Origin of the sequence: Streptomyces griseus subsp. griseus, from assembly GCF_003610995.1 — a bacterium.
Lineage (GTDB): Bacteria > Actinomycetota > Actinomycetes > Streptomycetales > Streptomycetaceae > Streptomyces.
Window position 1 is genome coordinate 6,838,519 of sequence record NZ_CP032543.1, and the last position, 25,269, is coordinate 6,863,787.

General features: G+C 72.6%; 13 protein-coding genes and 1 pseudogene. 12 read left to right on the forward strand and 2 right to left on the reverse strand.

The genetic code is table 11. The features are described from left to right. Window positions 1-29 precede the first annotated feature (29 nt). The 5 genes and pseudogenes from D6270_RS30630 (at window position 30) to D6270_RS30650 (ending at window position 15,067) form a co-directional block, all read left to right on the forward strand. Window positions 30-9,402: pseudogene (locus D6270_RS30630) on the forward strand (amino acid adenylation domain-containing protein). Then, window positions 9,392-11,092 (forward strand): phytoene desaturase family protein, encoded by a 1,701-nt coding sequence (locus tag D6270_RS30635; protein WP_109162464.1) that lies wholly within the window; start codon window positions 9,392-9,394, stop codon window positions 11,090-11,092. The pseudogene D6270_RS30630 and the gene D6270_RS30635 overlap by 11 nt, the downstream one beginning before the upstream one ends. Beyond that, the gene (locus D6270_RS30640) at window positions 11,089-12,786 is read left to right on the forward strand and encodes a phytoene desaturase family protein (RefSeq protein ID WP_109162463.1); all 1,698 of its coding nucleotides are present in this window, start codon (window positions 11,089-11,091) and stop codon (window positions 12,784-12,786) included. Before D6270_RS30635 ends, D6270_RS30640 begins: the two co-directional genes overlap by 4 nt. Continuing rightward, on the forward strand, window positions 12,783-13,838 hold the full coding sequence (locus D6270_RS30645) for an MDR family NADP-dependent oxidoreductase (RefSeq protein ID WP_109162462.1): 1,056 nt from the start codon (window positions 12,783-12,785) through the stop codon (window positions 13,836-13,838). The genes D6270_RS30640 and D6270_RS30645 overlap by 4 nt, the downstream gene beginning before the upstream one ends. 44 nt (window positions 13,839-13,882) lie before the next feature. Further along, a complete protein-coding gene (locus tag D6270_RS30650) occupies window positions 13,883-15,067 on the forward strand; it encodes a cytochrome P450 (RefSeq protein WP_109162461.1) in 1,185 nt (394 codons plus the stop codon). A gap of 10 nt (window positions 15,068-15,077) precedes the next feature. Here the strand turns inward: D6270_RS30650 and D6270_RS30655 are convergent, their stop codons facing one another. After that, entirely contained in the window at window positions 15,078-15,791 is a 714-nt protein-coding gene (locus tag D6270_RS30655) for a hypothetical protein (protein WP_109162460.1), read from the reverse strand. Window positions 15,792-16,106: 315 nt separating this feature from the next. Here D6270_RS30655 and D6270_RS30660 point away from each other — a divergent pair, with 315 nt between their 5' ends. Genes D6270_RS30660 through D6270_RS30670 form a run of 3 tightly spaced genes read left to right on the forward strand, consistent with a single transcriptional unit; the run spans window position 16,107 to window position 19,627 of the window. Next, the gene (locus tag D6270_RS30660) at window positions 16,107-17,834 is read left to right on the forward strand and encodes a bifunctional phosphatase PAP2/diacylglycerol kinase family protein (RefSeq protein WP_109162459.1); all 1,728 of its coding nucleotides are present in this window, start codon (window positions 16,107-16,109) and stop codon (window positions 17,832-17,834) included. Window positions 17,835-17,871: 37 nt separating this feature from the next. Beyond that, window positions 17,872-18,825, forward strand: coding sequence for a YihY/virulence factor BrkB family protein (locus D6270_RS30665; protein ID WP_109162458.1), 954 nt, complete (start codon window positions 17,872-17,874; stop codon window positions 18,823-18,825). Window position 18,826: 1 nt separating this feature from the next. Then, entirely contained in the window at window positions 18,827-19,627 is an 801-nt protein-coding gene (locus D6270_RS30670; RefSeq protein WP_109162457.1) for a phosphatase PAP2 family protein, read from the forward strand. A 19-nt stretch (window positions 19,628-19,646) separates the two neighbouring features. Here the strand turns inward: D6270_RS30670 and D6270_RS30675 are convergent, their stop codons facing one another. Further along, the gene (locus D6270_RS30675; RefSeq protein ID WP_109162456.1) at window positions 19,647-20,228 is read right to left on the reverse strand and encodes a TetR/AcrR family transcriptional regulator; all 582 of its coding nucleotides are present in this window, start codon (window positions 20,226-20,228) and stop codon (window positions 19,647-19,649) included. 197 nt (window positions 20,229-20,425) lie between these two features. Here D6270_RS30675 and D6270_RS30680 point away from each other — a divergent pair, with 197 nt between their 5' ends. The 4 genes from D6270_RS30680 to D6270_RS30695 are packed head-to-tail and all read left to right on the forward strand — an operon-like array spanning window position 20,426 to window position 25,269. Further along, complete coding sequence (locus D6270_RS30680; RefSeq protein ID WP_109167206.1) at window positions 20,426-21,004, forward strand: (2Fe-2S)-binding protein; 579 nt, start codon at window positions 20,426-20,428, stop codon at window positions 21,002-21,004. Beyond that, window positions 21,001-21,993: an FAD binding domain-containing protein gene (locus D6270_RS30685; protein ID WP_109162455.1), complete on the forward strand. Its 993-nt coding sequence runs from the start codon at window positions 21,001-21,003 to the stop codon at window positions 21,991-21,993. Before D6270_RS30680 ends, D6270_RS30685 begins: the two co-directional genes overlap by 4 nt. Next, the gene (locus D6270_RS30690; RefSeq protein WP_109162454.1) at window positions 21,990-24,146 is read left to right on the forward strand and encodes a xanthine dehydrogenase family protein molybdopterin-binding subunit; all 2,157 of its coding nucleotides are present in this window, start codon (window positions 21,990-21,992) and stop codon (window positions 24,144-24,146) included. The genes D6270_RS30685 and D6270_RS30690 overlap by 4 nt, the downstream gene beginning before the upstream one ends. After that, complete coding sequence (locus tag D6270_RS30695) at window positions 24,139-25,269, forward strand: XdhC family protein (RefSeq protein ID WP_109162453.1); 1,131 nt, start codon at window positions 24,139-24,141, stop codon at window positions 25,267-25,269. Before D6270_RS30690 ends, D6270_RS30695 begins: the two co-directional genes overlap by 8 nt.

Here is a 25,269-nt window from a genome sequence, read left to right on the forward strand (position 1 = left end):
GCTCCACCACGACCTGAGGAGTTTCGACCATGGCCGACGCGAACAACCGGGCGTTACGCGACAAGGTGGCGATCATCGGCATGGGCTGCCGCCTCCCCGGCGGCGCCTCGGACCACCGGACGTTCTGGCGCAACCTGATGGCGGGCAAGGACTGCATCACCCCCACCCCGCCCGACCGGTACGACGTGACCACCCTCGGCAGCCGGTTCCGCGACAAACCCGGGCGCCTCGTCGGCGGCCGCGGCGGATACATCGACGGCTTCGACGAGTTCGACCCCGCGTTCTTCGGCATCAGCCCCCGCGAGGCCGACCACATGGACCCCCAGCAGCGAAAGCTCCTGGAGGTTGCCTGGGAGACGCTGGAGGACGGCGGCCAGCGCCCCGCCGACCTGGCCGGGGAGAACGTCGCCGTCTACGTCGGCGCGTTCACCCTGGACTACAAGATCCTCCAGTTCGCGGACCTGGGCTTCACCTCGCTGGCCGCGCACACCGCGACCGGCACCATGATGACGATGGTGTCGAACCGGATCTCGTACTGCTTCGACTTCCGCGGTCCCAGCCTCTCCATCGACACCGCGTGCAGCTCCTCCCTGGTCGCCGTCCACCTCGCCTGCCAGGCCCTCGGCCGGGGCGAGACCGATCTCGCGCTCGCCGGCGGCACCCTGCTGAACCTGGCCCCGCAGTACACGATCGCCGAGACGAAGGGCGGATTCCTGTCGCCCGGGGGCCGCTCCCGTACGTTCGACGCGAGCGCCGACGGCTATGTGCGGGCCGAGGGCGTCGGCCTGGTCGCGCTGAAGCGGCTGGAGGACGCCGTCCGCGACGGGGACCGCATCCACGCGGTCGTCCTGGGCAGCGGGGTCAACCAGGACGGCCACACCAACGGCATCACCGTGCCCAACCCCGACGCCCAGGTCTCCCTCATCCGCCGCGTCTGCGCCGAGGCGGGCATCGCCCCCGGCGAGCTCCAGTACATGGAGGCGCACGGCACCTCCACCCCGGTCGGCGACCCGATCGAGGCGGGCGCCCTGGCCCGCGCCCTGGCCATCGGACGCAAGCCGGGCACCCGCGCGTACGTCGGCTCCGTGAAGACCAACATCGGGCACACCGAGTCCGCCGCCGGGATCGCCGGGCTGATCAAGACCGTCCTCTGCCTCAAACACCGCCACATCCCGCCCCACATCAACCTGGAGCGCCTCAACCCCGCGATCGACCAGGCCTCACTGCCGTACGAGATCCCCACCGGCCCGACCCCCTGGCCCGAGCACGACGGACCGGCCCGGGCGGGCGTCAACTCGTTCGGGTTCGGCGGCACCAACGCCCACGTCGTCCTGGAGGAGGCCCCGTTCCTTCCGCGGGAGAGCGCCCCCTCCGCCGAGCGGGCCTGGAGCGTCCTTCCGTTGAGCGCCCGGCACCCGGACGCCCTCCCGGAGCTGGCGGCCGGAATCCGTGCCGAACTGGCCGGCGAGAGGGGCCCGGCCGTGACCCTGCCCGACCTCGGCCACACCCTCGCCCACCGCCGCCAGCACCTCCCGCACCGGCTCTCCGTCGTCCACACCTCCCGCGCCTCCCTCGACGAGGCGCTCGCCGCCCTCCAGCGCGGCGAGACCCACCCCCGGGCCGTCCAGGACCGCGCGCGGGACGCCGAAGCGCGGCGCCTGGTCTGGGTCTTCACCGGTATGGGCCCCCAGTGGTGGGGCATGGGCCGCCAACTCCTCCGCGACGAGCCGGTGTTCCGAGAGGCGGTCACCGCATGTGACGACGCCCTGAGGGAGTTCGCCGACTGGTCGCTGATCGAGGAGCTGACCGCCGAGGAATCCGCCTCCCGCATGGCCGCAACCTGGCTCGCCCAGCCCGCCAACTTCGCCCTCCAGGTCGGTCTCGCCGCCCTGTGGAGGTCGTACGGCGTGCGCCCGGACGCCGTCGTCGGACACAGCACCGGCGAGATCGCCGCCTTCCACGAGGCAGGCGTCTACTCCCTCCGGGACGCGGCCCGCGTCGCGGTGCACCGCAGCCGCCTCCAGCAGACCCTGGCCGGGACGGGCACCATGCTCGCGGTGAGCCTGACGGAGGAGGAGGCGGAGCGCCGGGTGCGCCCCTACCGGGACCGGGTCTCGGTCGCCGCCGTCAACAGTCCCACCTCCGTCACGCTGGCCGGGGAGACGGAGGCCCTTGGCCTGCTGGCCGATGAGCTGCGGGCCGAGCAGCTGTTCGCCAAGTTCCTCACCGTACAAGTGCCTTACCACAGCGTCGGAATGGAGCGGATCAAGGACGAACTGCTCGCGGAACTCGCCCCCTTGGAGCCGCGCCCGGCTCAGCTCCCGCTCTACCTCACGGGAGCCGAAGGAGTCGCCCGAGGCCCCGAGTTGGACGCCGCCTACTGGTGGAAGAACGTCCGTGACCGGGTACGGTTCCGGGCCGCCGTGGACCGCCTCGCGGGCGACGGGCACCAGGTGTTCCTGGAGATCGGGCCCCACCCGGTTCTCGGCCACGCCATCCGCGAGTGCCTGGAGGCCACCGGGGCGACCGGGCTGACACTGCCCTCGATCCGGCGCCAGGAGGACGAGAGCGAGCGGTTCGCGCTCTCCCTCGCCTCCCTCCACAACCTGGGCGCCGACATCGACTGGGACCTCCTCCAGCCCTCCGGCCGACCCGTCACCCTGCCCCCTCACCCCTTCCGCCGCGACCGGCACTGGACCGAACCCCCGGCCGTCGCCCAGATCCGGCTGGGCCATGTCGACCACCCGCTCCTCGGCCGCCGCACCGACCGCGCCGAACCGGCCTGGCGGGCCCGCCTGGACACCGAGTCCCTGCCCTACCTGGCCGACCACCGCATCCAGGACACCGTCGTGTTCCCCGCCGCCGGCTACATCGAGATGGCGACCCAGGCCGTCCTGCGGCTCACCGGTGGCACCACCGCCGTCCTCGCCGACATCGACCTCCGCAAGGCGCTCTTCCTGCCGGACGGCGAGGACCGGACCGTGGAGGTGTCGCTCTCCCTGGAGGACGCGGCCTTCACGATCGCCTCGCCCGCCACCGGGGACGACGGGGAGCGGACCGTCCACGCGGCCGGGATCGTCCGCACCGGGCAGCGCCGCAGGACCGGCGCTCCTCTCGACGCCACCGCGGTCCGGGCCCGTACCGTGCGCCGACTCGCCGGCCCCGACTGCTACACCGCGCTGGCCGGTCTCGGCTACCACTACGGCCCCGCCTTCCGGGCCATCGAGGAGGTGTGGATCGGCGCCGGGGAGGTCCTCGCCCGGATCCGCCCGCCCGAAGGGGCCGACGCGGCGGGCCACCACCTCCACCCGGTCCTCCTCGACGCCTGCTTCCAAGCGCTGCTGACCCCGCAGCTCCTCCGGGACCCGGCACCGGGGGCGGGAATCAGGCTGCCGCTCTCGCTGGACGAGGTCGCCCTCGAACCGGTCGGTGACCAGCCGATCTGGGTACACGCCACGGTGCGCCCCGCCGACGCGGACACGACGCTCGGGGACATCGCCCTGTACGCCGACGACGGCACCCCACTGGGCCGGATCGAGGGGTTCCGGGCGGCCGACGTGGAGAAGGCGGCGACCGCCGTCGCCCGGACCACCATCGACTCCTGGCTCGCCGAGACGGCCTGGGCGGAGCGCCCGGAGCTGGGGGAGGAGGACCCGCTCGCGCCCGAGGTCATAGCGGCCCGGGACCACGGCTGGCTGGTCCTCGCCGACACCCAAGGCGTCGCCGATGCCTTCTCCACCCTCGCCGCCGCCCGGGGCGAGCGCTGCCACCTGGTGCGCCGGGGCGAGGCGTACGCCGGAGCGGGCCCGGACGGCTCGTACACCGTGAACCCCGGGTCCGCCGCCGACCTGGAGCGCCTCCTCGCCGACCTGGACCGGGCCGGCGAACCGTTCCGCGGGGCCGTTCTCCATCTGTGGAACCTCGACCGGCCCGCCCTCGCCGCCTGCGACCGGCAGACCGTCCGCGACCACGCGGGCCCCGGCTCGTACTCCCTGATCGCCCTGGCCAGGACCCTGCTCGCCCGAGGCATCGGCGGCAGGCTGCACATCGTCACCCGGGGCGCCCAGCCCGTCCTGCCCGACGAGCCCGTCGAACCCCTCGGGGCCCCCGCCTGGGGCATCGGCCGCGTCCTGCGCCACCAGGAACTCACCGACCACCCCGGCAAGTTGATCGACCTCGACCCCGAGCGACGGCCCGGCCCGGAAGGAGCCCTCGCCGAGGCGGAGGCGCTCCTGCGTGAGGTGCTGGCCGACGACGAGGAGGAGATCGCCCTACGCGAGGGCGTACGGCGCGCCAGCCGCCTCCGGCCGGCCGAGGGCCTCACCCGGCCGCTGCCCCTGCGGCTGCGGGCCGACGGCAGCTACCTGGTGACCGGGGCCTTCGGCGCGCTCGGCCGGCTGCTCTGCCGCACTCTCGTCCGGCGAGGGGCCCGCAGGCTCATCCTGGTGGGGCGTACGCCGGTGCCCGCCCGCGAGAAGTGGGGCTCCACCGACCCCGCCACCGCCGAAGGCCGTGCGGTGGGCCTCCTCCGCGAGCTGGAGGCGCTCGGCGCGCAGGCCGTCCCGGCCCCCCTCGACATCACCGACGAGGACGCCCTGACCACTTGGCTGGACGCCTACCGGCGCACCGGCTCCCCGCCTGTGCGCGGAGTGTTCCATCTCGCCGGACAGGTCCGCGACACCCTGGTCACCGACCTGGACCGGCCCGCCTTCGACGCCGTCCACGACCCCAAGACCGTCGGCGCCTACCTCCTCCACCGGCACCTGCGGACGAGCCCCTCGACCACTTCGTCCTCTTCGCCTCCATCGCCTCCCTCCTCACCACCGCCGGGCAGACCAACTACGCGGCGGGCAACGCCTTCCTGGACGCGCTGGCCCACCACCGCCGGGCCCAGGGCCTGCCCGCGCTCAGCCTGGACTGGGGCCCCTGGGCCACCGGCATGATCGAGGAACTCGGCCTGGTCGACCACTACTTGCACAGCCGGGGCATGAGCTCCCTGGCCCCCGACGCCGGCATGGCCGTCCTGGAACGCGTCATCGGCCAGGACCACGCCCAGCTGGTCGTCGCCACCGTCGTCAACTGGCCCACCTTCCTGGCCTGGTACCCCTCCCCGCCCCCGCTCGTCACCGCCCTGGCCGCGGCGGCCGCCCCGCCCACCGCCGCAGAGCAGGGCAACGGCTTCCTCGACACCTTCCGTACCGCCGACGAGGAGACCCGCCGCTCCCTGGTGGCCGAGCGCTTCGCCGCCCTCTCCGCCGCCGTCCTGCGCACCGGCACCGAGCGCATCGATCCTGCCGAAGGCCTCGGCCACCTCGGGCTGGACTCCCTGCTCGCCATGGAGCTGCGCGCCCGCATCCACGCCGAACTGGGCGTCGCCCTGCCTGTGGTCGCCCTGCTCAGCGGAACCCCTGCCGGAGAGCTGTCCGCCCAGCTCCATGACGGCCTGGCGGAACTGGCCTCGACCGGCGGGGCCGACACCACCGACGAGGCCGTCACCCTCCACGACGACCCCGCGTGCTACCCGCTGACCCAGAACCAGAAGGCGCTCTGGTTCCTCAAGCACCTCAACCCCGACGGGTACGCCTACAACATCGGCGGAGCCGTCGAGGTGAACGTCGCCCTCGAACCGGACCTGATGTTCGAGGCCGTCCGCCACCTCATCGCCCGCCACCCCGCTCTGCGCACCAATATCCTGCTGGAGGACGGACAGGCCGTGCAAAGGGTCTCCGAGGACACCGAACCCGACCTCGCCCTCTTCGACGTCCAGGGCGAGGAGTGGGAGACCATCCACGCCACCATCGTCGCCGAGTACCGCAAGCCCTACGACCTCGCCCACGACCCGCTGGTCCGCTTCCGCCTCTTCAAGCGCGGCCACGACCGCTGGGTCATCATGAAGGCCGTCCACCACATCGTCTCGGACGCCATCTCCACGTTCACCTTCATCGAGGAGCTCTTCCAGGTCTACGAGGCGCTGCGGCAGGGACTGGAACCCCAGCTGCCGCCTGTGGAAGCCCGCTACCTCGACTTCCTCAACCAGCAGAACACGTTTCTCGCCGGGCGTGAGGCCGCCGGGATGCTGGACCACTGGCGCTCCCACCTCCCCGCCGAGGTCCCCCTCCTCGACCTCCCCACCGACAAGCCGCGCCCGGCCGTCCAGACCCACAACGGCGCCTCCGAGTTCTTCGCGTTGGACGACGAACTCAGCTCCCGCGTGCACGCGTTGGCCCGGGCTCACGACGTCACGCCGTTCATGGTCCTGCTGAGCGCGTACTACCTGCTGCTCCACCGCTACTCGGGCCAGGACCACATCGTCGTCGGCTCCCCGGTGACCGGCCGGACCCGGCAGGACTTCGCCTCCGTCTACGGCTACTTCGTCAACCCGCTCCCGCTCCACGCCGACCTGACCGGCGAACCCACGGTCGCCGAACTCCTGGAGCAGGTCCGCCGGACCGTCCTGGGCGGCCTGGACAACCAGGAGTACCCGTTCGTCCTGCTCGTCGACGAGCTGGGCCTCCAGCACGACCCCGGCCGCTCGGCCGTCTTCCAGGCGATGTTCATCCTGCTCACCCACAAGGTCGCCACCGAGCAGTACGGCTACCGGCTGGAGTACATCGAACTGCCGGAGGAGGAAGGCCAGTTCGACGTCACGCTCTCCGCCTACGAGGACGAGGCCGAGCGCCGCTTCCACTGCGTCCTCAAGTACAACACCGACCTCTTCCTCCCGCAGACCATGCGCCGCATGGCCGCCCACTACACCCGCCTCCTCGACCACATGACCCGGGCCCCCGGCGATCACCCCGCCTCACGGCTGGAGATGCTGGGCGAGGAGGAACGGGAACAGCTGGTGGGGGAGTGGAGCCGGCCCGCCCTGCCCGCGGCCGCCGCGGATGCGCCGCTCACCCCGGTGCACGAGCTGGTCGGTGAGGTCGCCGCCGCCCACCCCTCTTCGGTGGCGGTGACCATGCCGCTCCCGGCGGCGGCGCACGCCGGCTGACCTACGGCGAGCTGGAGCGGCGGGCCGCCGAGGGGGCCGCCCGGCTGCGCACCCTGGGCGTCACGGCCGGGTCGGTGGTCGTCGTCTGCCTGGACAAGTCGCCGGAGCTGATCGTCACCCTGCTCGCCGTGCTCAAGGCGGGCGGCGCCTATCTGCCGCTGCGGCCCGACCAGCCCGCCGACCGCATCGCCCACCTCGTCCGGGCCACCGGGGCGGGCCTCGTCATCGTCTCCGGTGAGCCCGCGCGCCAGGGGACCGCAGCTCTGCCGGTGATCACCCTGACCCTCGACGCCCTCCGCGCCACCGAGCCGCACCCGGACGGCCCCCGGCGGGAGGTGGACCCGGACTCGACCGCGTACGTCATCACCACCTCCGGCTCCACCGGCAGCCCCAAGGCCGTCCGGGTAAGCCACCGCAACCTCGCCTCCGCCTACGGGGCGTGGCGTCAGGAGTACCGGCTGGAGAGCGATGTCCGGGTGCACCTCCAGATGGCCGAGCCGTCGTTCGACGTGTTCACCGGCGACCTGGTCCGCGCGCTCTGCTCGGGCGGCAACCTCGTCCTGGCCGACCGCGACCTGCTCTTCGACACCGCACGCCTGTACCGGACGATGCGTCAGGAGCGCGTCGACTGCGCGGAGTTCGTACCGGCGGTGGTGCGGGGGCTGATGGACCACTGCGTACGGGAGCGGCTGCGGCTGGACTTCCTGCGGCTGCTGGTGGTCGGATCGGACGCCTGGAAGGTGGGGGAATACCAGAGGCTGAGCGAGCTGTGCGGTCCGGCGACCCGGCTCGTCAACTCCTACGGCCTCACCGAGGCGACCATCGACAGCGCCTTCTTCGAGGGGCCCGTCGATGACCTGGAACCGGGCCTGATGGTCCCGATCGGCCGCCCCCTGCCCAACAGCACCCTCCACATCCTGGACGCCCACGGCGAGCCCGTCCCGCCCGGCGTCCCCGGCGAGCTCTGGATCGGCGGCGACGGTGTCGCACTCGGCTATGCGGGGGACCCCGAGCAGACGGCGGACCGCTTCGTCACCCGTACGCTCGGCAGGACACCGGGCGCCTGGCCCGAACGGCTCTACCGGACCGGCGACATCGCCCGCTGGGACGCCCACGGCCGCGTCCATCTGCTCGGCCGCACCGACGGCCAGGTCAAACTGCGCGGCCACCGCATCGAGATCGGCGAGATCGAGGCCCACCTCGCCCAGTGGCCCCCGCTCGCCCGGGCCGTCGTCACCGTCACCACCGACACCGGGGGAGAGGCGGCGCTCTGCGCCTACTGCGTACCGGCGGCGCCCGGCACCGCACTCGACCGGCGGGCCCTGCGCCGCCACCTGGCCGGCTCGCTGCCCTCGTACATGATCCCGTCGTACTTCGTCGAACTGACCGCCCTGCCCCTCACCGCCAGCGGCAAGATCGACACCGCAGCCCTGCCCGCCCCCCGGGCCGAGACCGGCGAACGCCCCCACGAGGAGCCGGTGACGCTCTACGAGATCAGCGTGGCCCGGCACTGGAAGGCGCTGCTGAAGCTCGAACAGGTAGGCCTGGAGGACGACTTCTTCGAAGTCGGCGGCTCCTCCATCAAGCTCATCGAACTCCTCCACCAGCTGCGGACAGAGTTCGGCGTCAGCGTCCCCGTCAGCCGCCTCTACCAGGTCACCACCCTCCACGGCATGGCCGCTACCGTCCAGGAGGTCCTGCACAGCACCAGCGCCGACGAACTGCCGTACCTCACCTTCAACTCCGGTCAGTCCCCGCACCTCTTCTGCTTCCCGCCCGCCGGCGGCCACGGACTCGTCTACCGGGGCCTCGCCGCCCAGCTCCCGGAGTACGCCGTCATCGGCTTCAACTACCTTCCGGGCGAGGACAAGGTGGCCCGCTACGCCGACCTGATCGAGGCGGCCCGGCCCGTGGGGGCCTGCCTGCTCCTCGGTTACTCCCTCGGTGGCAACCTCGCCTTCGAGACGGCGAAGGAGCTGGAGCGCCGCGGGCGGCGGGTGGGCCATGTCGTCATCCTCGACTCCCGCCGCATCATGGAGCGTTACGAGCCCGGGGACGAGGGGATCCGGGTCTTCGAGGCCGAACTCGCCGACCACCTGCGCAAACACACCGGGTCGGACGCCGTCGCCCAGGAGACCCTCGCGCACGCCGCGGAGTACCTCACCTTCTGCGGCCGCACCCCCAACACCGGAACGGTGGACGCGCCGGTCACCGTGATCACGGACGAGGAGAAGACCGCCCTGTACGCGGCCGGCGAGCACGGCACCTGGCACGGCAGCTCCACCGCCACCACCGTCGTCCTGCGCGGCTCCGGCGTCCACGCCGACATGCTGGACCCCAAGCACCTGCCCCGTAACGCCGCCCTGGTCCGCACCGTACTGACGGGAGACGCGGCCCATGGCGGATGATCCGAGCACGGCCCGAACCGCGCCCGACGACTGGAGCAGCCGCGAGCGCACCCCCGGCACCCCACCCCGCGTGATCGTCGTCGGCGCGGGTGTGGCCGGCCTCTCCACCGGCTGCTACGCCCAGATGAGCGGCGCCAGGACCCGGATCTTCGAGAAGCACGTCCTGCCCGGCGGCTGCTGCACCGCCTGGTCGCGGGACGGCTACCTCTTCGACTACTGCATCGAGTGGCTGATCGGCACCGCCCCCGGCAACGACGCCCACCAGGTCTGGCGGGAGCTGGGCGCCCTCGACGGCAAGACCGTCACCAACTTCGAGCTGTTCAACAAGGTCGAGGACGAGAACGGCCGCTCGGTCACCTTCTACAACGACCCGGACCGGCTCGAAGCCCACCTGCTGGCGATCTCACCCGCCGACGCGCCCCTGATCCGGGCCTTCACCCGCGACCTGAAGCGGTTCATCGCCATCGACCTCTACCCGTTCCTGACGGCACCGGCCCTGCGGACCGTACGGGAGCGGGCGGCGACCCTGCGCACGGTGCTGCCGGCCTTCCGGCTCTTCTGGCGGACGGCCGCCACCCCGATGCACGTCTTCGCCGACAAGTTCCAGGACCCGCTGCTGCGCCGGGCCTTCCGCAACATCTTCTTCCAGGACCCGGAGGGCTTCCCGCTCCTGCCGTACCTGTTCAACATGGCCGCGGCGTACCACCTCAACGCCGGCTTCCCGCAGGGTGGTTCACTCGGCCTCTCGCGCTCCGTCGAGGAGCGCTACCTCGGCCTGGGCGGGCAGGTCACCTACCGGGCCCGTACCGAGAAGATCCTGGTCGAGAACGACCGGGCGATCGGCGTCGAACTCCGCAACGGCAAGCGCTACTTCGCCGAGCACATCGTCTCCGCCGCCGACGGACACACCACCGTCCACGAACTGCTCGGCGGCCGATACACCGGCCCCAGGATCGACAAGCTCTACACCGACCTCATCCAGCGCCCCGGCACCCTCTTCCCCGCGGTCGTCTCCGCCTTCGTCGGCCTGCGCGGCGACTTCGACCCGGGCGAGGCCCACAGCACCACCCACCTCCTCCCGGAGGAGGACGGCAAGCGGCTCCCCGGCGCCCTGCAGAACAGCCTGGTCGTCCAGGCGCGCTCCCGCTACTCCGACGGCTTCGCGCCTCCGGGCCGCTCCGTCCTGCACTGCACCTACTTCAGCGACTACGCCTACTGGAAGGAGCTGCGCACCCGGAACCGCAAGGAGTACCGGGAACGCAAACACGAGGTCGCCGACTTCGTCCGCACCTTCCTGGAGCGCCGCTCCCCGGGCATCACCGACCGCATCGACCTGGTCGACGTGGCCTCGCCCGCCACCACCCACCGGTACACCGGCAACCACAACGGCTCCATCCTCGCCTGGAAGGCGTTCTCCGACGCCGACGACGTCTCGGCCCGACTGGTCGGGAAGGACCGGATGCGGCTCCCCGGCCTCACCGGCTTCTCCATGGCCGGGCAGTGGGTCGGCATGGGCGGCCTGATCCGCGCCGCCTCCACCGGCCGCTTCGCCGTCCAGTACCTCTGCCGCGAACTCGGCCTGGAATTCCGGGCGTGGGAGAGCGAGGCCACCGAGCCCTGGCACACCGGCAAGCTGGGCCGACTGCCCCAGCTGGACCGGTGGTCAGCACGGGAGGACACCAGCCCATGACCAGCTCCACGACCGGCAGGACCCGTCGGCCCCGCGAGTCGATGATCATCATCGGGGGAGGCCTCGGCGGCCTCTCCACCGGCTGCTACGCCCGGATGAACGGATACCGCACCCACATCCTGGAGATGCACGAACTGCCCGGCGGCTGCTGCACCGCCTGGGAGCGCGGCGGCTTCACCCTGGACGCCTGCGTCAGCTGGCTCCTCGGCAGCGGCCCCGGCAACGAGATGCACCAGATCTGGCTGGAGCTGGGCGCGTTGCAGGGCAAGGAGATCCGCCACTTCGACGTGTTCAACATCGTGCGGGGACAGGACGGGCGGGCCGTCCATTTCTATTCCGACCCGGACCGGCTGGAGGCCCACCTCATCGGGATCTCGCCCGTCGACGCCCGTACCGTACGTAGGTTCTGCGCCCAACTGCGCAGCTTCCGCAAGGCTCTTGCCGTCTACCCGTTCCTCAAACCCGTCGGGCTGATGGGACGGGTGGAGCGGGCGCGGATGCTCGCCTCCTTCCTCCCGTACTTCAACGCCGTCCGCACCACGATCACCGTCCTGATGGCCGACTACTCGGCGAGGTTCAAGGACCCGCTCCTGCGGGAGGCCTTCAACTTCATCCTGTACGAGAAGCACCCGAACTTCCCCGTCCTGCCCTTCCACTTCCAACTCGCCTCCCACGCCAACCTCTCGGCGGGAGTCCCCGAAGGCGGCTCTCTCGGCCTCGCCCGGTCGATCGAGGCCCGCTACCGCCGGCTCGGCGGGGAGATCTCGTACAACACCAAGGTCGAGACGGTGATCGTCGAGGACGACCGCGCGGTGGGCGTCCGGCTCAGCGACGGCAGTGAACTGCGCGCCGACATCGTGGTGTCGGCCTGCGACGGCTACACGACGACCATGAAGTTCCTGGAGGGCCGATACCTGGGCGAGGAGTACCGCAAGCTCTACACGCGCACCATCCACGAGCCCGGCATGGTCTTCCCCGGCTACTTCACCCTCTTCCTCGGCCTCTCCCGCCCCTTTCCGGAAGGGGACCCCTGCACGACGTACCTCCTCGACGAAGCGACGGCCGCGAAGCTCACCGGGATCCGCCACGCCAGCATCAACGTCCAGTTCCGCAACCGGCATTACCCCGAACTCTCCCCGGACGGCACCACCGTCGTCTACGCCACCTACTTCTGCGACATCGCCCCCTGGCGGGCCCTGGACGAAGGCCCCGAGCAGGTCACCCGCACGCGCGGCGGCCAGGAGCTGCACACCCTGCCCGTCCGCCACGGCCGCGGCTACTACGCGGCCAAACGGCGGGCCCGCGAGACGCTCGTCGACTTCCTGGAGCAGCGCTTCCCGGGCATCCGCGACGCCATCGTCGTACGCGATGTCTCCAGCCCGCTCACCCAGGTCCGCTACACCGGCAACTACGACGGCACGGTGCTGGGCTGGCAGCCGTTCGTGGAGAGCGGCGAGACCCTCGAAGAGCTGGTCAAGAAGTACGGCCCGGGGCTGCCGGGCCTGGCGGACTTCTACCAGTCCGGTGTCTGGGCCACCACCGGGGGGCTGATCCGGGCGGCCGCCGCCGGACGCCACGTCATGCAGTTCGTCTGCCGCGACGACGGCAGGCCCTTCACGGCGTCGGTCGACCTCACCGCGCCCCCGCCGACCCACCGCGTCATCCCCGTACCGACGTCAGGGAAGAACACATGAAGATCGAGAAATGGGTGGTCCGCGAGCACGTCGAGGGCGTCCCCGACGTGGACCGCGTCTACGAGAAGGTCGTCGAGAACGTCGACGTGACCCTGGCCCCCGACGAGATGCTCCTGCGCACGCTGTACGTCTCCGTCGACCCCTACCTCCAGGGCATCGCCCTCGACACCCCGATCGGGGCCCATATGGGCGCCGACTCGATCATGGAGGTCGTCGAGGCCGGACCACGCGCCGCCCACCGCGTCGGCGACCTCGTCCAGGGCTTCGGCGGCTGGCGCTCCCATGTCGTCTCCACCGGGGAGGCCGAGCTCTGGCAGACCGGCACGTTCCCCATGGTCTTCCCGGCCTACCGCAGGCTGGACCCCCGGTGGTACGACGACGCCCTGCCGCTCCCGACCGCGCTGAGCGTGATGGGCGGCCCGGGCATGACGGCCTGGGGCACCCTCGCCAAGTACATGACGGTGACGCCCGGGGACACCTTCGTCATCAGCGGGGCCTCCGGCGCGGTCGGCGCGCTCGTCGGCCAGCTCGCCGCACTCGCGGGCGCCCGCGTCATCGGCACGACCTCGTCCCCGGAGAAGGCCGAGTACCTCCTCGGCCTCGGCTTCGACACGGTCGTCGTCTACCGGCACACCGACAGCGCCGGCACCGTCCGCGAGGCGCTGACCCGGGCGGCCCCCCACGGGGTCGACCGTTACTTCGACAACCTCGGCGGCACGGTCACCGACGTGGTGTTCTCCATGCTCAACGTCGGCAGTCAGGTCGCGGTGTGCTGGCAGTGGGCGACCCAGGTCGGCAACGAGGACACCGGCCCGCGCCTGTTGCCCTATCTGATGTTCCCGCGCGCCACGGTCCGGGGGATCTTCTCGCTGGAGTGGTTCACCGAGCAGAACTGGAAGGACCTCCACACGGAGCTGGGCGGGCGGGTCCGGCGCGGAGAGGTCGTCTGCGACCACACCCTCCACCACGGCTTCGACGCCATCCCCACCGCGTACGGAAGCCTCTACCGCGACCCGTCGGACCACCGGGGCAAGGTGCTGGTCGCGCTGTGAGGACCGCGGAGGCCCAACCACCCGCTCTGCCGAAGGAGTTCACGATGGCCGTCACCGAACCGCCGTCCCTGGTCCCCCTGCACCGGCTGCACTTCGAGGAACCGGGCCCGCCCCGCCTCGGTGAACTGCCGGGCGGAGCCCCCGCCTGGCTGGTCAGCCGGTACGCCGACGTCCGCCAGGTGCTCTCCGACCCCCGCTTCGGCCGGGCCCGGCTGTACGCCGACGACGCACCCGCGCTCTCCGTCGTACCGGACCTCGTGAACAACCCCGACCTGATGTTCAACCAGGACGGCCCCGACCACCTGCGGCTGCGCCGGACCCTGCGCCGCGCGTTCACGCCGAGAGCCGTCGCCCGCTGGCAGCCGTGGATCGCCGCCATCGTGGAGGGGCTGCTGGACCGGCTTGAGGGACGGCGCGGACCCGTCGACGCGGTCGAGGAGTTCACGCTGCCCCTCCCCGTGGCGGTGATCAGCCGGCTGATGGGCCTGGACGCGTCCGCTCACGGCCGGCTGCGCCACTGGAGCGAGCACGCCTTCTCCGACGGCTCCCACCCCGGGGGCGAGGTGGAGTCCGTGCTGAAGGAGTTCGGCGCGTTCGGCGCCGAACTCCTCGCCGAGCGGCGGCGCGCCCCCGGTGACGACCTGATCAGCAGCCTGGTGCGGGCCGCCGACGAGGAGGGCGGGCTCCCCGAGGCGCAGTTGGTGAGCCTGGTGTGCGGGCTCGTCGTCGGCGGCCACGACAGCACGATGACCATGCTGGGCAACGCGCTGCTCTACCTCCTCGGCGAACGCCCGGAGAGCTGGCCCCGGATCGGCGCGGACGAGGAGGCAGCCGGCAGGGTGGCGGACCGGCTCATCCACCTCGTCCCACTGGGCGACGACCGGGGAACGGCACGCCACGCGGCCGAGGACGTCGAGGTCGGCGGGGTGGTGATCCCGGCCGGCGCGGTCGCCCTGGCGGACTGCGGCGCCGCCAACCGGGACCCGGAGGTCTTCCCCCGCCACACCCGCGACGACCTGTTCGCCCCGCTGGAGGCCCCCACCCTCTCCTTCGGTGCCGGGGCCCACTACTGCCTGGGCGCCTGGCTGGCCCGTACGGAGCTCCGGACCGCCCTGCACCTACTGGCCGCCCGCCTCCCGGAGCTGCGCCTGGCGGAGCCCCCGGACGCGGTGCTCTGGCGGACCGGAACGACATCGCGCAGTCCGCGGAGGCTCCTGGTGAGCTGGTGAGGCGGTGGTGCTAGCGGACCTGCTCGAAGCTCGGGCCGTAGTTGCCGGCCTTGACGCGCAGCGTCTCGTACCCGCCGTCGCCCTGGTTGCCGTACTTGCTCCAGTACTGGCAGGTCAGACCGGAGTCGGCGTCGAAGTCGACGGCTGTGGCGGCGGGGAACTCCTCGCAGGCGAGCTTGGACGCGTCGGAGCGGCTGCCGTACTGCTCGAACAGCTGGTTGTAGACGACCTTCGCGACGATCAGTCCCTTGAGGGGCTTGGCGTTGTAGAAGGTCATGAAGCTGCCCTCCTTGTACGAGTCGCTGATCTTGACCTCGTACGGGATGACAGCGCCCTCGTAGGTGACGTTGCAGGTGCTGACGGCCCCAGCCTTCTGCGTCACCCCGTCCGGGCACTCGGCGCTGGTCTTGCCGGGCACCTTGACCCGGCCGAGCACCTGCTCCTGGAGCTTGTGCTCCACCCGCTCGGCGAACGGGGCGCTGTTCTCCGGCTTCGGCAGGACCTTGAGCTGCCCGTCAGAGGAGCTGTCGAGTACGTCCTTCTGCGGGCCGTCCACGGCCACGGGCAGCGCCGCGGCCTGCGGGGCGGCGGTCGTCTTCTTCACGGTGTCGGGCTTGGAGTCGGCGGCGGGGGTCGCGGCCGTGCCGGAGGAGTCCCCGGAGCCGCAGCCGACCGCGAGGATGCCGACGGCGGCCAGTCCGATGATCTTCTTGGTGTAGTGCATAAGCGCAGCCTAAAAGTCGCCACGGACTGCTCCGGGGCCTGCGGAAGGGGGCGGAGGCGGCCCGGGCTCCCTTCGAAAACCGGACATTGTGGAGGGAATCCTTCCACTTCGCAGCGCCCCACCCGCCCCACAGGCACCTGACGGTGGCCCAGACGAGAAGGGGTCGTAGCGCGACTGTGACGCCCGGGGCACCACCGCCCGGTCCCTGCCGCCATCCGGCAGGTCTGTCCGGCGGCTGTGTGGGCAGACGGCGTAACGCCGGAGGAGAACAGGCTCCTCCGGCGCCGCCGTGAGGCGGAGGACCCGGGGGACCCGATGCCGACCACCACGCCCGCGAGAGCGACCGACCCGTCCGGAATTCCGGCACCGCCACGCCTGGGCCACTCACCCGCCCTGAGCAGCGGCGCCGGCCGCGCGGTGGCCCGGATCGCGGCCTTCGCGGTCTGCCAGGCGGCGATGATCGCGGGCCTCGGACTGCTGATCACCGGGCCCGCGCGGAACATCTGGCCGCTCTCCGCCGAGGACGCGCTGAACGAGGCCTTCGAACGCGTACGTACGGATACGCTGACCACCGCATCGGCGGTCGCCTCCGGCGCGGGGGACACCTCCACCGTCGTCGGCCTCACCGTCCTGGCCTGCCTGGCCCTCCTCGTGGTGCCGCCGTTCCCCCGGTGGCGCGCGGCGCTCTTCCTGGCCCTGGGCGTCTGGCTCCAGTCCGTGGTCTTCCTCGTCATCACCGAGTCCGTGGACCGGATGCGTCCGGACGTGGAGCGCCTGGACGCCTCACCGCCGACGTCCAGTTACACCTCCGGTCACACCGGAGCGGCCACCGCGCTCTACGCCGGGCTGGCCGTCCTGGTGCTGTCCAGGGTCCGCAACCGCTGGGGCAGGGCCGTCGGCGCCCTCCTGCTGCTGATTCCGCTCCTGGTGGGCCTGGCCAGGCTGTACCGCGGCATGCACCACCCCAGCGACGTCGTGGGCGGGCTGCTCAACGGCGCGCTCTCGCTGTTCGTCGTCGGGCGTGCCGTGCTCGCCGACGACGCCTGGGCCGCACGGCCCCCGGCAGACGCGGTCGACATCGCCGTGGCCGCCGCCGAGAGCCGGCCCGGCCCGGGGCGCGAGTCCGCCGTGGTGATCGTCAACCCGACCGTCACCGACACCGCCACCCGTGACCGGCTGCGGCTCGTCCTCGCCCAACGGGGCCACAAGGACGTGGCGTTCGTGGAGACCACCGAGCGCGACACCGGGGGTGGCCAGGCGGCCGACGCGGTACGCGGCGGAGCGGGCCTCGTGGTGGCGTGCGGCGGCGACGGCACCATCCGCGCGGTCGCCGACGCACTGGCCGGAACCGGTGTCGCGCTGGCCGTCGTGCCCTGCGGTACGGGCAACCTCCTGGCCCGGAGCCTCGGGCTGCCCCTCGCGCCCGCCGACGCGCTGGCCGCCGGACTCACCGGCGAACGCCGCGCGCTGGACCTCGGCGCCATCAGCGGCGACGGGATCGCCCGTACGCACTTCACGGCCATGGCGGGAGCCGGACTCGACGCGACGGTGATGGAGTCCACCTCGGACCGCGCCAAGTCGGCGCTCGGCTGGCCCGCCTACGTCCTGGCCGGGCTCGGCCAACTGCGAGCACCCCGGCTCCGGTTGGCGGTCGCACTCGACGGCGGACCGGTGCTGCACCGCACCGCCCGCCTGGTCCTCGTCGCCAACATCGGCACCGTCCAGGGCGGTACGGCCCTGGTCCCCGGCGCCCGGCCCGACGACGGGCTGCTGGACCTCGCCCTCTTCGACCCCCGGGGCGTGGGCGGCTGGCTGCGGGCGGCGGGCGTGCTGCTGCGCGGCTCGCGGCCCGCCGGGGGCGGCACCGCCGCCGGTGCGCACGGGGGCCCGGTCGAGTTCTTCACCTTCCGCCACGCCGAACTCACCTTCACCCGGCCCCAGCCCCGCGAAGTGGACGGCGACCCGGTGGCCCCCGGCCGCCGGATCATCGCCGAGGTCAGGCCCGGCGCCCTCACCGTCCTGCTGCCCGCCGGGGAGAAGTGATGGGAACCACCGCCCTGCCGCCCGTACGGGGGAAGTGATGGGAACCGCGACCCGGGTGCCGGTCACCAAGGACATGACCGGCGACGAACTCTCCGCCGACGAAGCCCTCGTGGCGCTGCGCCGGTACGGCCGCTGGCCGCTGCTGCGCGACGCCTTCGTACGCTTCCGCTACGCCGACGGCTTCAGCCACTCCCGAGCACTGGCCCTCCAGACGATCCTGGCGATCATCCCCCTGGTGATCGCGTTCGTCGGACTCTCCGCCGCGCTGCACACCGAGAACATCGGAAGACTCGCCCAGCTGACGATCCACAGTCTGAGCGAAGGACCGAGCGCCCCGGTGGTGGACGAGGCTCTGAACCGCAGCCGGCAAGGCGGCGGCGACGGGGCCGAGATCGCCCTCTGGTTCGGCCTGCTCTTCTCCCTGGTCAACGTCACGACGGCGATGTGCCAGATAGAGCGCGGAGCCAACCGGATCTACGGTGTGGAGCGGGACCGGGTCTTCCACCTCAAGTATCTGCGGGGCCTGGTCATGTCGTTGAGCGCCGGCCTGCCGCTCGGCATCGCCTCGATCATGATCGTGGCCGGCGGGGACTTCGTCACGGCCGCCACCACCGTCTACGGACTCGGCGACGGCGCACGGACCGCCCTGGACCTGATCCGCGTCCCGCTCGGCCTGCTGCTGGTCCTGATCTCCGCCAGCGCGATCTTCCGGCGCTCGCCGCGCCGCCGGCAGCCCGGGTACACCTGGCTAGCCTTCGGCGCCGCCGTCTACCTGGTGCTGTGGACCCTGCTGACCTGGCTGCTCGGCCTCTACCTCGAACTCAGCGGCTCCTTCGACACGGTCTACGGACCGCTGAGCCTCTTCATGGCCCTGCTCCTGTGGTCCTACCTGACCTCCCTGTCCCTCTTCCTCGGACTGTCCTTCGCCGCCCAGCTGGAAGCCGTACGCGCGCGCAAGCCCGGCCCGATCACCGCCGATCCAGGAACCTGACATGCCGACACGCACCCCCACCCCCACCCCCGACGCCCGGGAGCGGCGCACCCGCCGCGCCGACCGCCGGTTCGGCATCCGCCTGCCGGCAGCCGTGGCCGTCGCCACCGCTGCCGCGATCCCCTTCGCCCTGTTGCTCGTCCTCGTGGAGGCGAACTGGCCACCACTGCGGCGCGTCGACGCGGGGGCGGCCCGCCGCCTGCACGAGGTCGCCCTCGAACACCCGGCGTGGACCGGTACGTTGCGCGTCCTGTCCGACTGGGTGTGGGACCCGGCGACGCTGCGGATCGCCGTGGCGCTGCTCACGCTCTGGCTCCTGTACCGGCGGGCCTGGCGGCTCGCGGCCTGGGCGGCGGTGACGGCCACCGGGGGAGCCCTGACCGGTGTGCTCGTCAAGCTGGTCGTGGAGCGGGCGAGGCCGTCGCTGGAGGACCCGGTCGCCCAGGCGCCCGGCTACTCCTTCCCCTCCGGCCACGCGATGACGGCGACCACCTCGTTCGCCGTGCTGCTCCTGGTGCTGCTGCCGATGGTGCCGCGCTCCTGGCGTGCGCTCTGCTGGGGTGTGGCCGGGGCATCGGTCCTGGGCGTGGGCTTCACCCGGATCGCGCTGGGTGTGCACTGGTTCAGCGACGTCATCGGCGGCTGGCTGCTGGGCGCCGCCGTGGTGGTCCTGACCGGCTGGGCCTTCGAGGCATGGCGAGCGGATTCGGGCCGCCGCCGAACCGGCGTGGCCGAGGGCCTGGAGCCCGAACTCACCGACGAGGAACCGGAGCCGTCGGACCCGGCCGCCCGTCACGGGTGAGTCCACGGGACCGTACCGCTCAGCGGCCCGGCGCCCCCGCGCGCAGCCCGTCCATCACGAAGTCCAGCAGCCGGGCGGCCCTCGGCTGCCAGTCCTCCCGCGGATCCAGCTGCCAGAGACCGGCGATGGCCAGGAAGAAGTCGTCCGGCGTCACCCCCGGCCGGATGGTGCCGGCCTCCTCATTGGCGCGGAGCAGGGTCCCGGCGGCCTCCATCACCGGCGCGGGGCCGGGCTTGGCCGGGCCGCCCGGCGCGCTGGTGACCAGCCGGATCGCGTCCGCCAGCCCCGCCTTGGTCATGGCGAACCCGGCGAGCCGGTCCATCCACTCGCGCAGGGCCGCCTCGGGCGCGCGGGTGCACAACAGCTCGGCCGCCGCGTCGGCCACCTGCCGCATCTCGTAGCGGTAGATCTCCAGGACGAGCGCTTCGCGGTGCGGGAAGTTGCGGTAGAAGGTGCCCTGCCCGACCCCCGCCTTCCTGGCGATCGTGCTCAGCGGGACGTCCGGGCGCACCGTCAGTTCGGCCATGGCCACGTGCAGGATGCGCTCACGGTTGCGCACCGCGTCCGAACGCGCGGGCGTGTCCTTCTTCGGCTGGGACACACATCCTCCTCACGGGTTCGTGGCCGAATCCCGTCCTTGTTAAGCGGACAACTGTCCGTTACGTTGTTCAGTGAAGCGGACAGCAGTCCGGTTAGGTCTACCTTAGCGCGGCCCGGCACCCCCACGCACCGGTCGCGGACCCCGGACTCCTGCCTCAGCGCCTGTCTCCTGTCACCGGACACCGAAGAAGGCTGATGATGGCCCCAGCATCCTCGTCGACCACCAGCGCGATCACCCTGAACATCAACGGCGAGAAGCACCACCTGTCCGTCGACCACCGCACCACGCTCCTCGACGCCCTGCGCGAACGCCTCGACCTCACCGGCACCAAGAAGGGCTGCGACCAGGGACAGTGCGGGGCCTGCACCGTCCTGGTCGACCGGCGCCGCGTCGTCTCCTGCCTCAACCTCGCGGTGGCGGCCGAGGGGCGCGAGATCACCACCATCGAAGGCATCGCCGACGGTGACGACCTGCACCCCGTCCAGCGGGCCTTCCTCGACCTCGACGGCTACCAGTGCGGCTACTGCACACCCGGCCAGATCTGCTCGGCCATCGCCGTCATCGAGGAGCACGCGGCCGGCTGGCCGAGCGCCGCCACCGACGACGTACGCCCCGGACCGGTGCCACCACCCCTGACGCCCGAGGAGATCCGCGAACGGATGAGCGGCAACCTGTGCCGCTGCGGCGCGTACGTCTCGATCGTCCAGGCCGTCTCCCGTGGCGCCCGGGCCCATGAAGAGGCCCGTACGACAGCAGCCGAGGAGGCCGCCGCATGAAAGAGTTCGACTACCGGCGCGCCCATGACGTCACCGGCGCCGTCGCCCTGCTCGCGGCCGAGCCGGACGCACGGTTCCTCGGCGGCGGCACCAACCTCGTCGACCTGATGAAGACCGGCGTCGAACGGCCGGCCCTCCTCGTCGACGTACGCGAACTGCCCCTGGACCGGGTCGAGTCCACCACCGACGGCGGCCTGCGCATCGGGGCGACCGTCACCAACAGCGACCTCGCCGCCCACCCTGAAGTCCGTCGCCGCTACCCGGCGTTGACCCAGGCGGTCCTGGCCGGCGCCTCCGGACAGCTGCGCAACATGGCCACCGTCGGCGGCAATCTGCTCCAGCGCACCCGCTGCGGCTACTTCTCCGACGTCAGCGGACCGTGCAACAAACGCGTCCCCGGCAGCGGTTGCCCGGCCGTCGCCGGTGAGCACCACAACCACGCGGTCCTCGGCGCCACCGACCACTGTGTGGCCGTGCACCCCTCCGACATGGGCGTGGCGCTGACGGCCTTCGACGCCCAGGTCGGGTACGAGACCCTCGACGGGCCGGGCGAGGTCCCGCTCACCGACCTCTACCTCCCCGTGGGCGATACGCCGCACCGCGAAACCGCCCTGCCACCCGGCGCGTTGATCACCCACATCACGCTGCCCGCCGCGCCCGTCGCCGCCAACTCCCGCTACCGCAAGGTGCGCGAGCGCGCCTCGTACGCCTTCGCCATCGGCTCCGTCGCCGCCGCGCTGGACATCGAGGACGGGCGCGTGCGCGAAGCCCGGCTCGCCCTCGGAGCCGTCGCCTCCCGGCCCTGGCGCGCCCGCGCCGCCGAAGCCGTCCTGACCGGCGCACCGGCCACCGGCGCGACCTTCGCCGCCGCCGCGGACGCCGAACTCGCAGCGGCCAGGCCGCTGCCCGACAACGGATACAAGGTGACCCTCATGCGCAACCTCGTGGTCTCCGTCCTCACCGAACTGGCGGAAAGGGACGCCCGATGACCACCACCACACCGGGCCCCCGGGCGCTGCACGCGGCCGTCGGCACCGCCCGCACCCGGGTCGAGGGCCGCGAGAAGGTCACCGGCGCCGCGCGCTACGCGGGCGAGATCCCCTTCGCCGGCCTGGCCCACGGCTGGCTGGTGCTCTCCACCGTGACCCGAGGCCGCATCCGTACGGTCGACACCGCTCCGGTCCTCGCCATGCCGGGCGTCCTCACCGTGCTCCACCACGGCAACGCCCCACGCCTGCACACCGATTACGTCGGCATGCTGGGCACCCCGCCGGACCCTGCCGCCACCGTCTTCCAGCACGACGAGGTGCCGTTCGCCGGCTGGCCGGTCGCCCTGGTCGTCGCCGAGACCCCCGAGGAGGCCAGGGAAGCGGCCGAGGCGCTGGCGGTGACGTACGACGAGGAGCCGCACACCACCGTGCTGGCCGCGGACGACCCCGGCGCCTACCCGGCCGCCGGCCACATGCCCGCCGAGACGGAGAAGGGCGACCTGGCGGCCCAACTCGCCGCCGCCGCCATCGTGCTGGACGAGGAGTACACCACTCCCGAGGAGCAGCACAGCATGATGGAGCCGCATGCGGCGACCGCCCTGTGGGACGGCGGACGGCTGGAGGTCGTCGACTCCAACCAGGGTGCCGTCTGGGTCCAGTCCGAGCTGGCCACCTTGTTCTCCCTCGACGCGTCCTCGGTACGCGTGCGCTCCGAACACATCGGCGGCGGGTTCGGCAGCAAGGGCCTGCGCGCCCACCAGGTCGCCGCCGTCATGGCCGCCACCGCTCTCCAGCGGCCGGTACGGGTGGTCATGACGAGGCGTCAGACCTTTTCGCTGGCCGGCTACCGCAGCCCCACCGCCCAGCGGGTCAGGCTCGGTGCGGGCCCCGACGGCAGGCTCCGCGCCCTGGAGCACCGCTCGCTCAACCAGACCTCGACCGTGTACGAGTTCGTGGAGCCGAGCGCGGGCGTCGCCCGGGTCCTGTACGACGCCGACGCCCACCGCACGGCCAACCACGTCGTACGCCTCGACGTGCCGTCCCCCACCTGGATGCGAGCCCCGGGGGAGGCGCCCGGGTCCTTCGCGATCGAGGCCGCCCTCGACGAACTCGCCGAACGCGCCGGTCTCGACCCGGTCGAACTCCGCCTGCGCAACGAGCCCGAGGCGGGCCCCGTCTCCGGCCTCCCCTTCAGCAGCAACAACCTGGCCGTCTGCCTCCGCGAGGGCGCCCGCAGGTTCGGCTGGGCGGACCGCGACCCGCGCCCCGGCATCCGCCGCGACGGCCGCTGGCTGCTCGGCACCGGCATGGCGTCGGCCTCGTTCGGCGCCGGGGCCATGCCCTCCACGGCCCTGGTCACGGCGGAGGCGGACGGCTCGTACACCGTACGGATCGCCGCCGCCGACATCGGCACCGGCGCCCGCACCGCGCTCACCCTCATCGCCGCCGATGCCCTGGAGACCACGCCGGAACGGGTCCGTGTCCGCATCGGCGACAGCGACTTCGGCCCCGCGATGATCGCCGGCGGCTCCATGGGCACCCGCTCCTGGGCCTGGGCGGTCACGGCGGCAGCCGCCGAACTCCGGGAGCGGCTCGCGGCTGCCCCGGACATCCCGCCGGAGGGAATCACCGTGCGCTCCGACACCACCGAGGCCCTCGGCGCCCTCGCACAGAAGGAACGCCACTCGTTCGGCGCCCAGTTCGCGGAGGTCGCCGTGGACACCGCCACCGGTGAGGTCCGGGTCCGCCGCATGCTGGGCATCTTCGCCGCGGGCCGGATCGTCAACCCGCTCACCGCCCGCAACCAGCTCGTCGGCGGGATGACCTGGGGCATCTCCATGGCCCTGCACGAGGAGGCGGTCCGCGACCGGAACACCGGCCGCCACTACAGCCCCGACCTGGCCGGCTACCACGTGGCCACGCACGCCGACGTCCCGGACATCGAGGCGGACTGGGTGGACGACCACGACCCGGACGACCCGGTCGGCATCAAGGGCGTCGGGGAGATCGGCATCGTGGGAGCGGCGGCGGCCGTCGCCAACGCGGTCTGGCACGCCACCGGCGTACGCCATCGGCACCTGCCGATCCGCCCCGACCGCATCCTCACGGCATCCGCATCGCCGTCCGGGGCCGGGGGAGCGGCGGATGCTTGACATCGCCGACGCGCTGCACCGCTGGACGGCCGAGGGCCGGGAGTTCGCGGTCGCCACCGTTGTCTCCGTCGACGGCAGCGCCCCGCGCGGGCCCGGTGCCGCCCTGGCCGTCGACAGCGAGGGCACGGCGATCGGCTCGGTCTCCGGCGGCTGCGTGGAGGGCGCGGTCTACGAACTGTGCGCCCAGGCCCTGGAGGACGGGAGGCCTGTCCGCGAGCGCTTCGGCTACAGCGACGAGGACGCCTTCGCGGTCGGCCTGACCTGCGGTGGGGTCCTGGACATCCTGGTCACACCGGTCCGTGTGGATACGCCGGAGCGGGCCGTCCTGGCGGCCGCACTGGCCGCCGCCACCTCCGGAGAGGCGGCGGCGCTCGCCCGGGTCGTACGCGGCCCGGCGGAGCTGCTGGGGCGGGCTCTGCTGGTCCGCCCCGACGGCAGCGGCGAGGGCGGGCTCGGCGGCCACGCGGAGCTGGACCGTACGGCGACGGCCGAGGTGCGGGCCTTCCTGGACACCGGCCGGACGGGCACCGTCACCCTCTCCGAGGACGGCTCGCACTGCCCCGGCGGGCTCACCCTGCTCGTCGAGTCCAGCGTGGAGCCGCCCCGCATGATCGTGTTCGGTGCCGTCGACTTCGCCGCGGCCCTGGTACGGGCCGGCAAGTTCCTGGGCCACCACGTCACGGTGTGCGACGCCCGGCCCGTCTTCGCCACCCGAGCCCGCTTCCCCGAGGCGGACGAGGTCGTCGTCGACTGGCCGCACCGCTATCTGCGGAGCACCCGGACCGACGGGCGCACGGTGGTGTGCGTCCTCACCCACGAGGCCCGCTTCGACGTGCCGCTGCTCACGGAGGCGCTGCGGAGGCCGGCCGCGTTCGTCGGCGCGATGGGTTCACGCCGGACCCACGAGGACCGGCTGCGGCGGCTGCGCGATGCGGGACTCGACGAACACGAGCTGGCGCGGCTGCGGTCGCCCATCGGCCTGGACCTCGGAGCCCGTACGCCCGAGGAGACGGCTCTGTCCATCGCGGCGGAGATCGTCGCGGCGAGGCGTGGCGGGACGGGTCTGCCGCTGACCGGCGGGGCGCAGCCCATCCACCGGGACCTGGCGCGGTCGGCGGCCTGA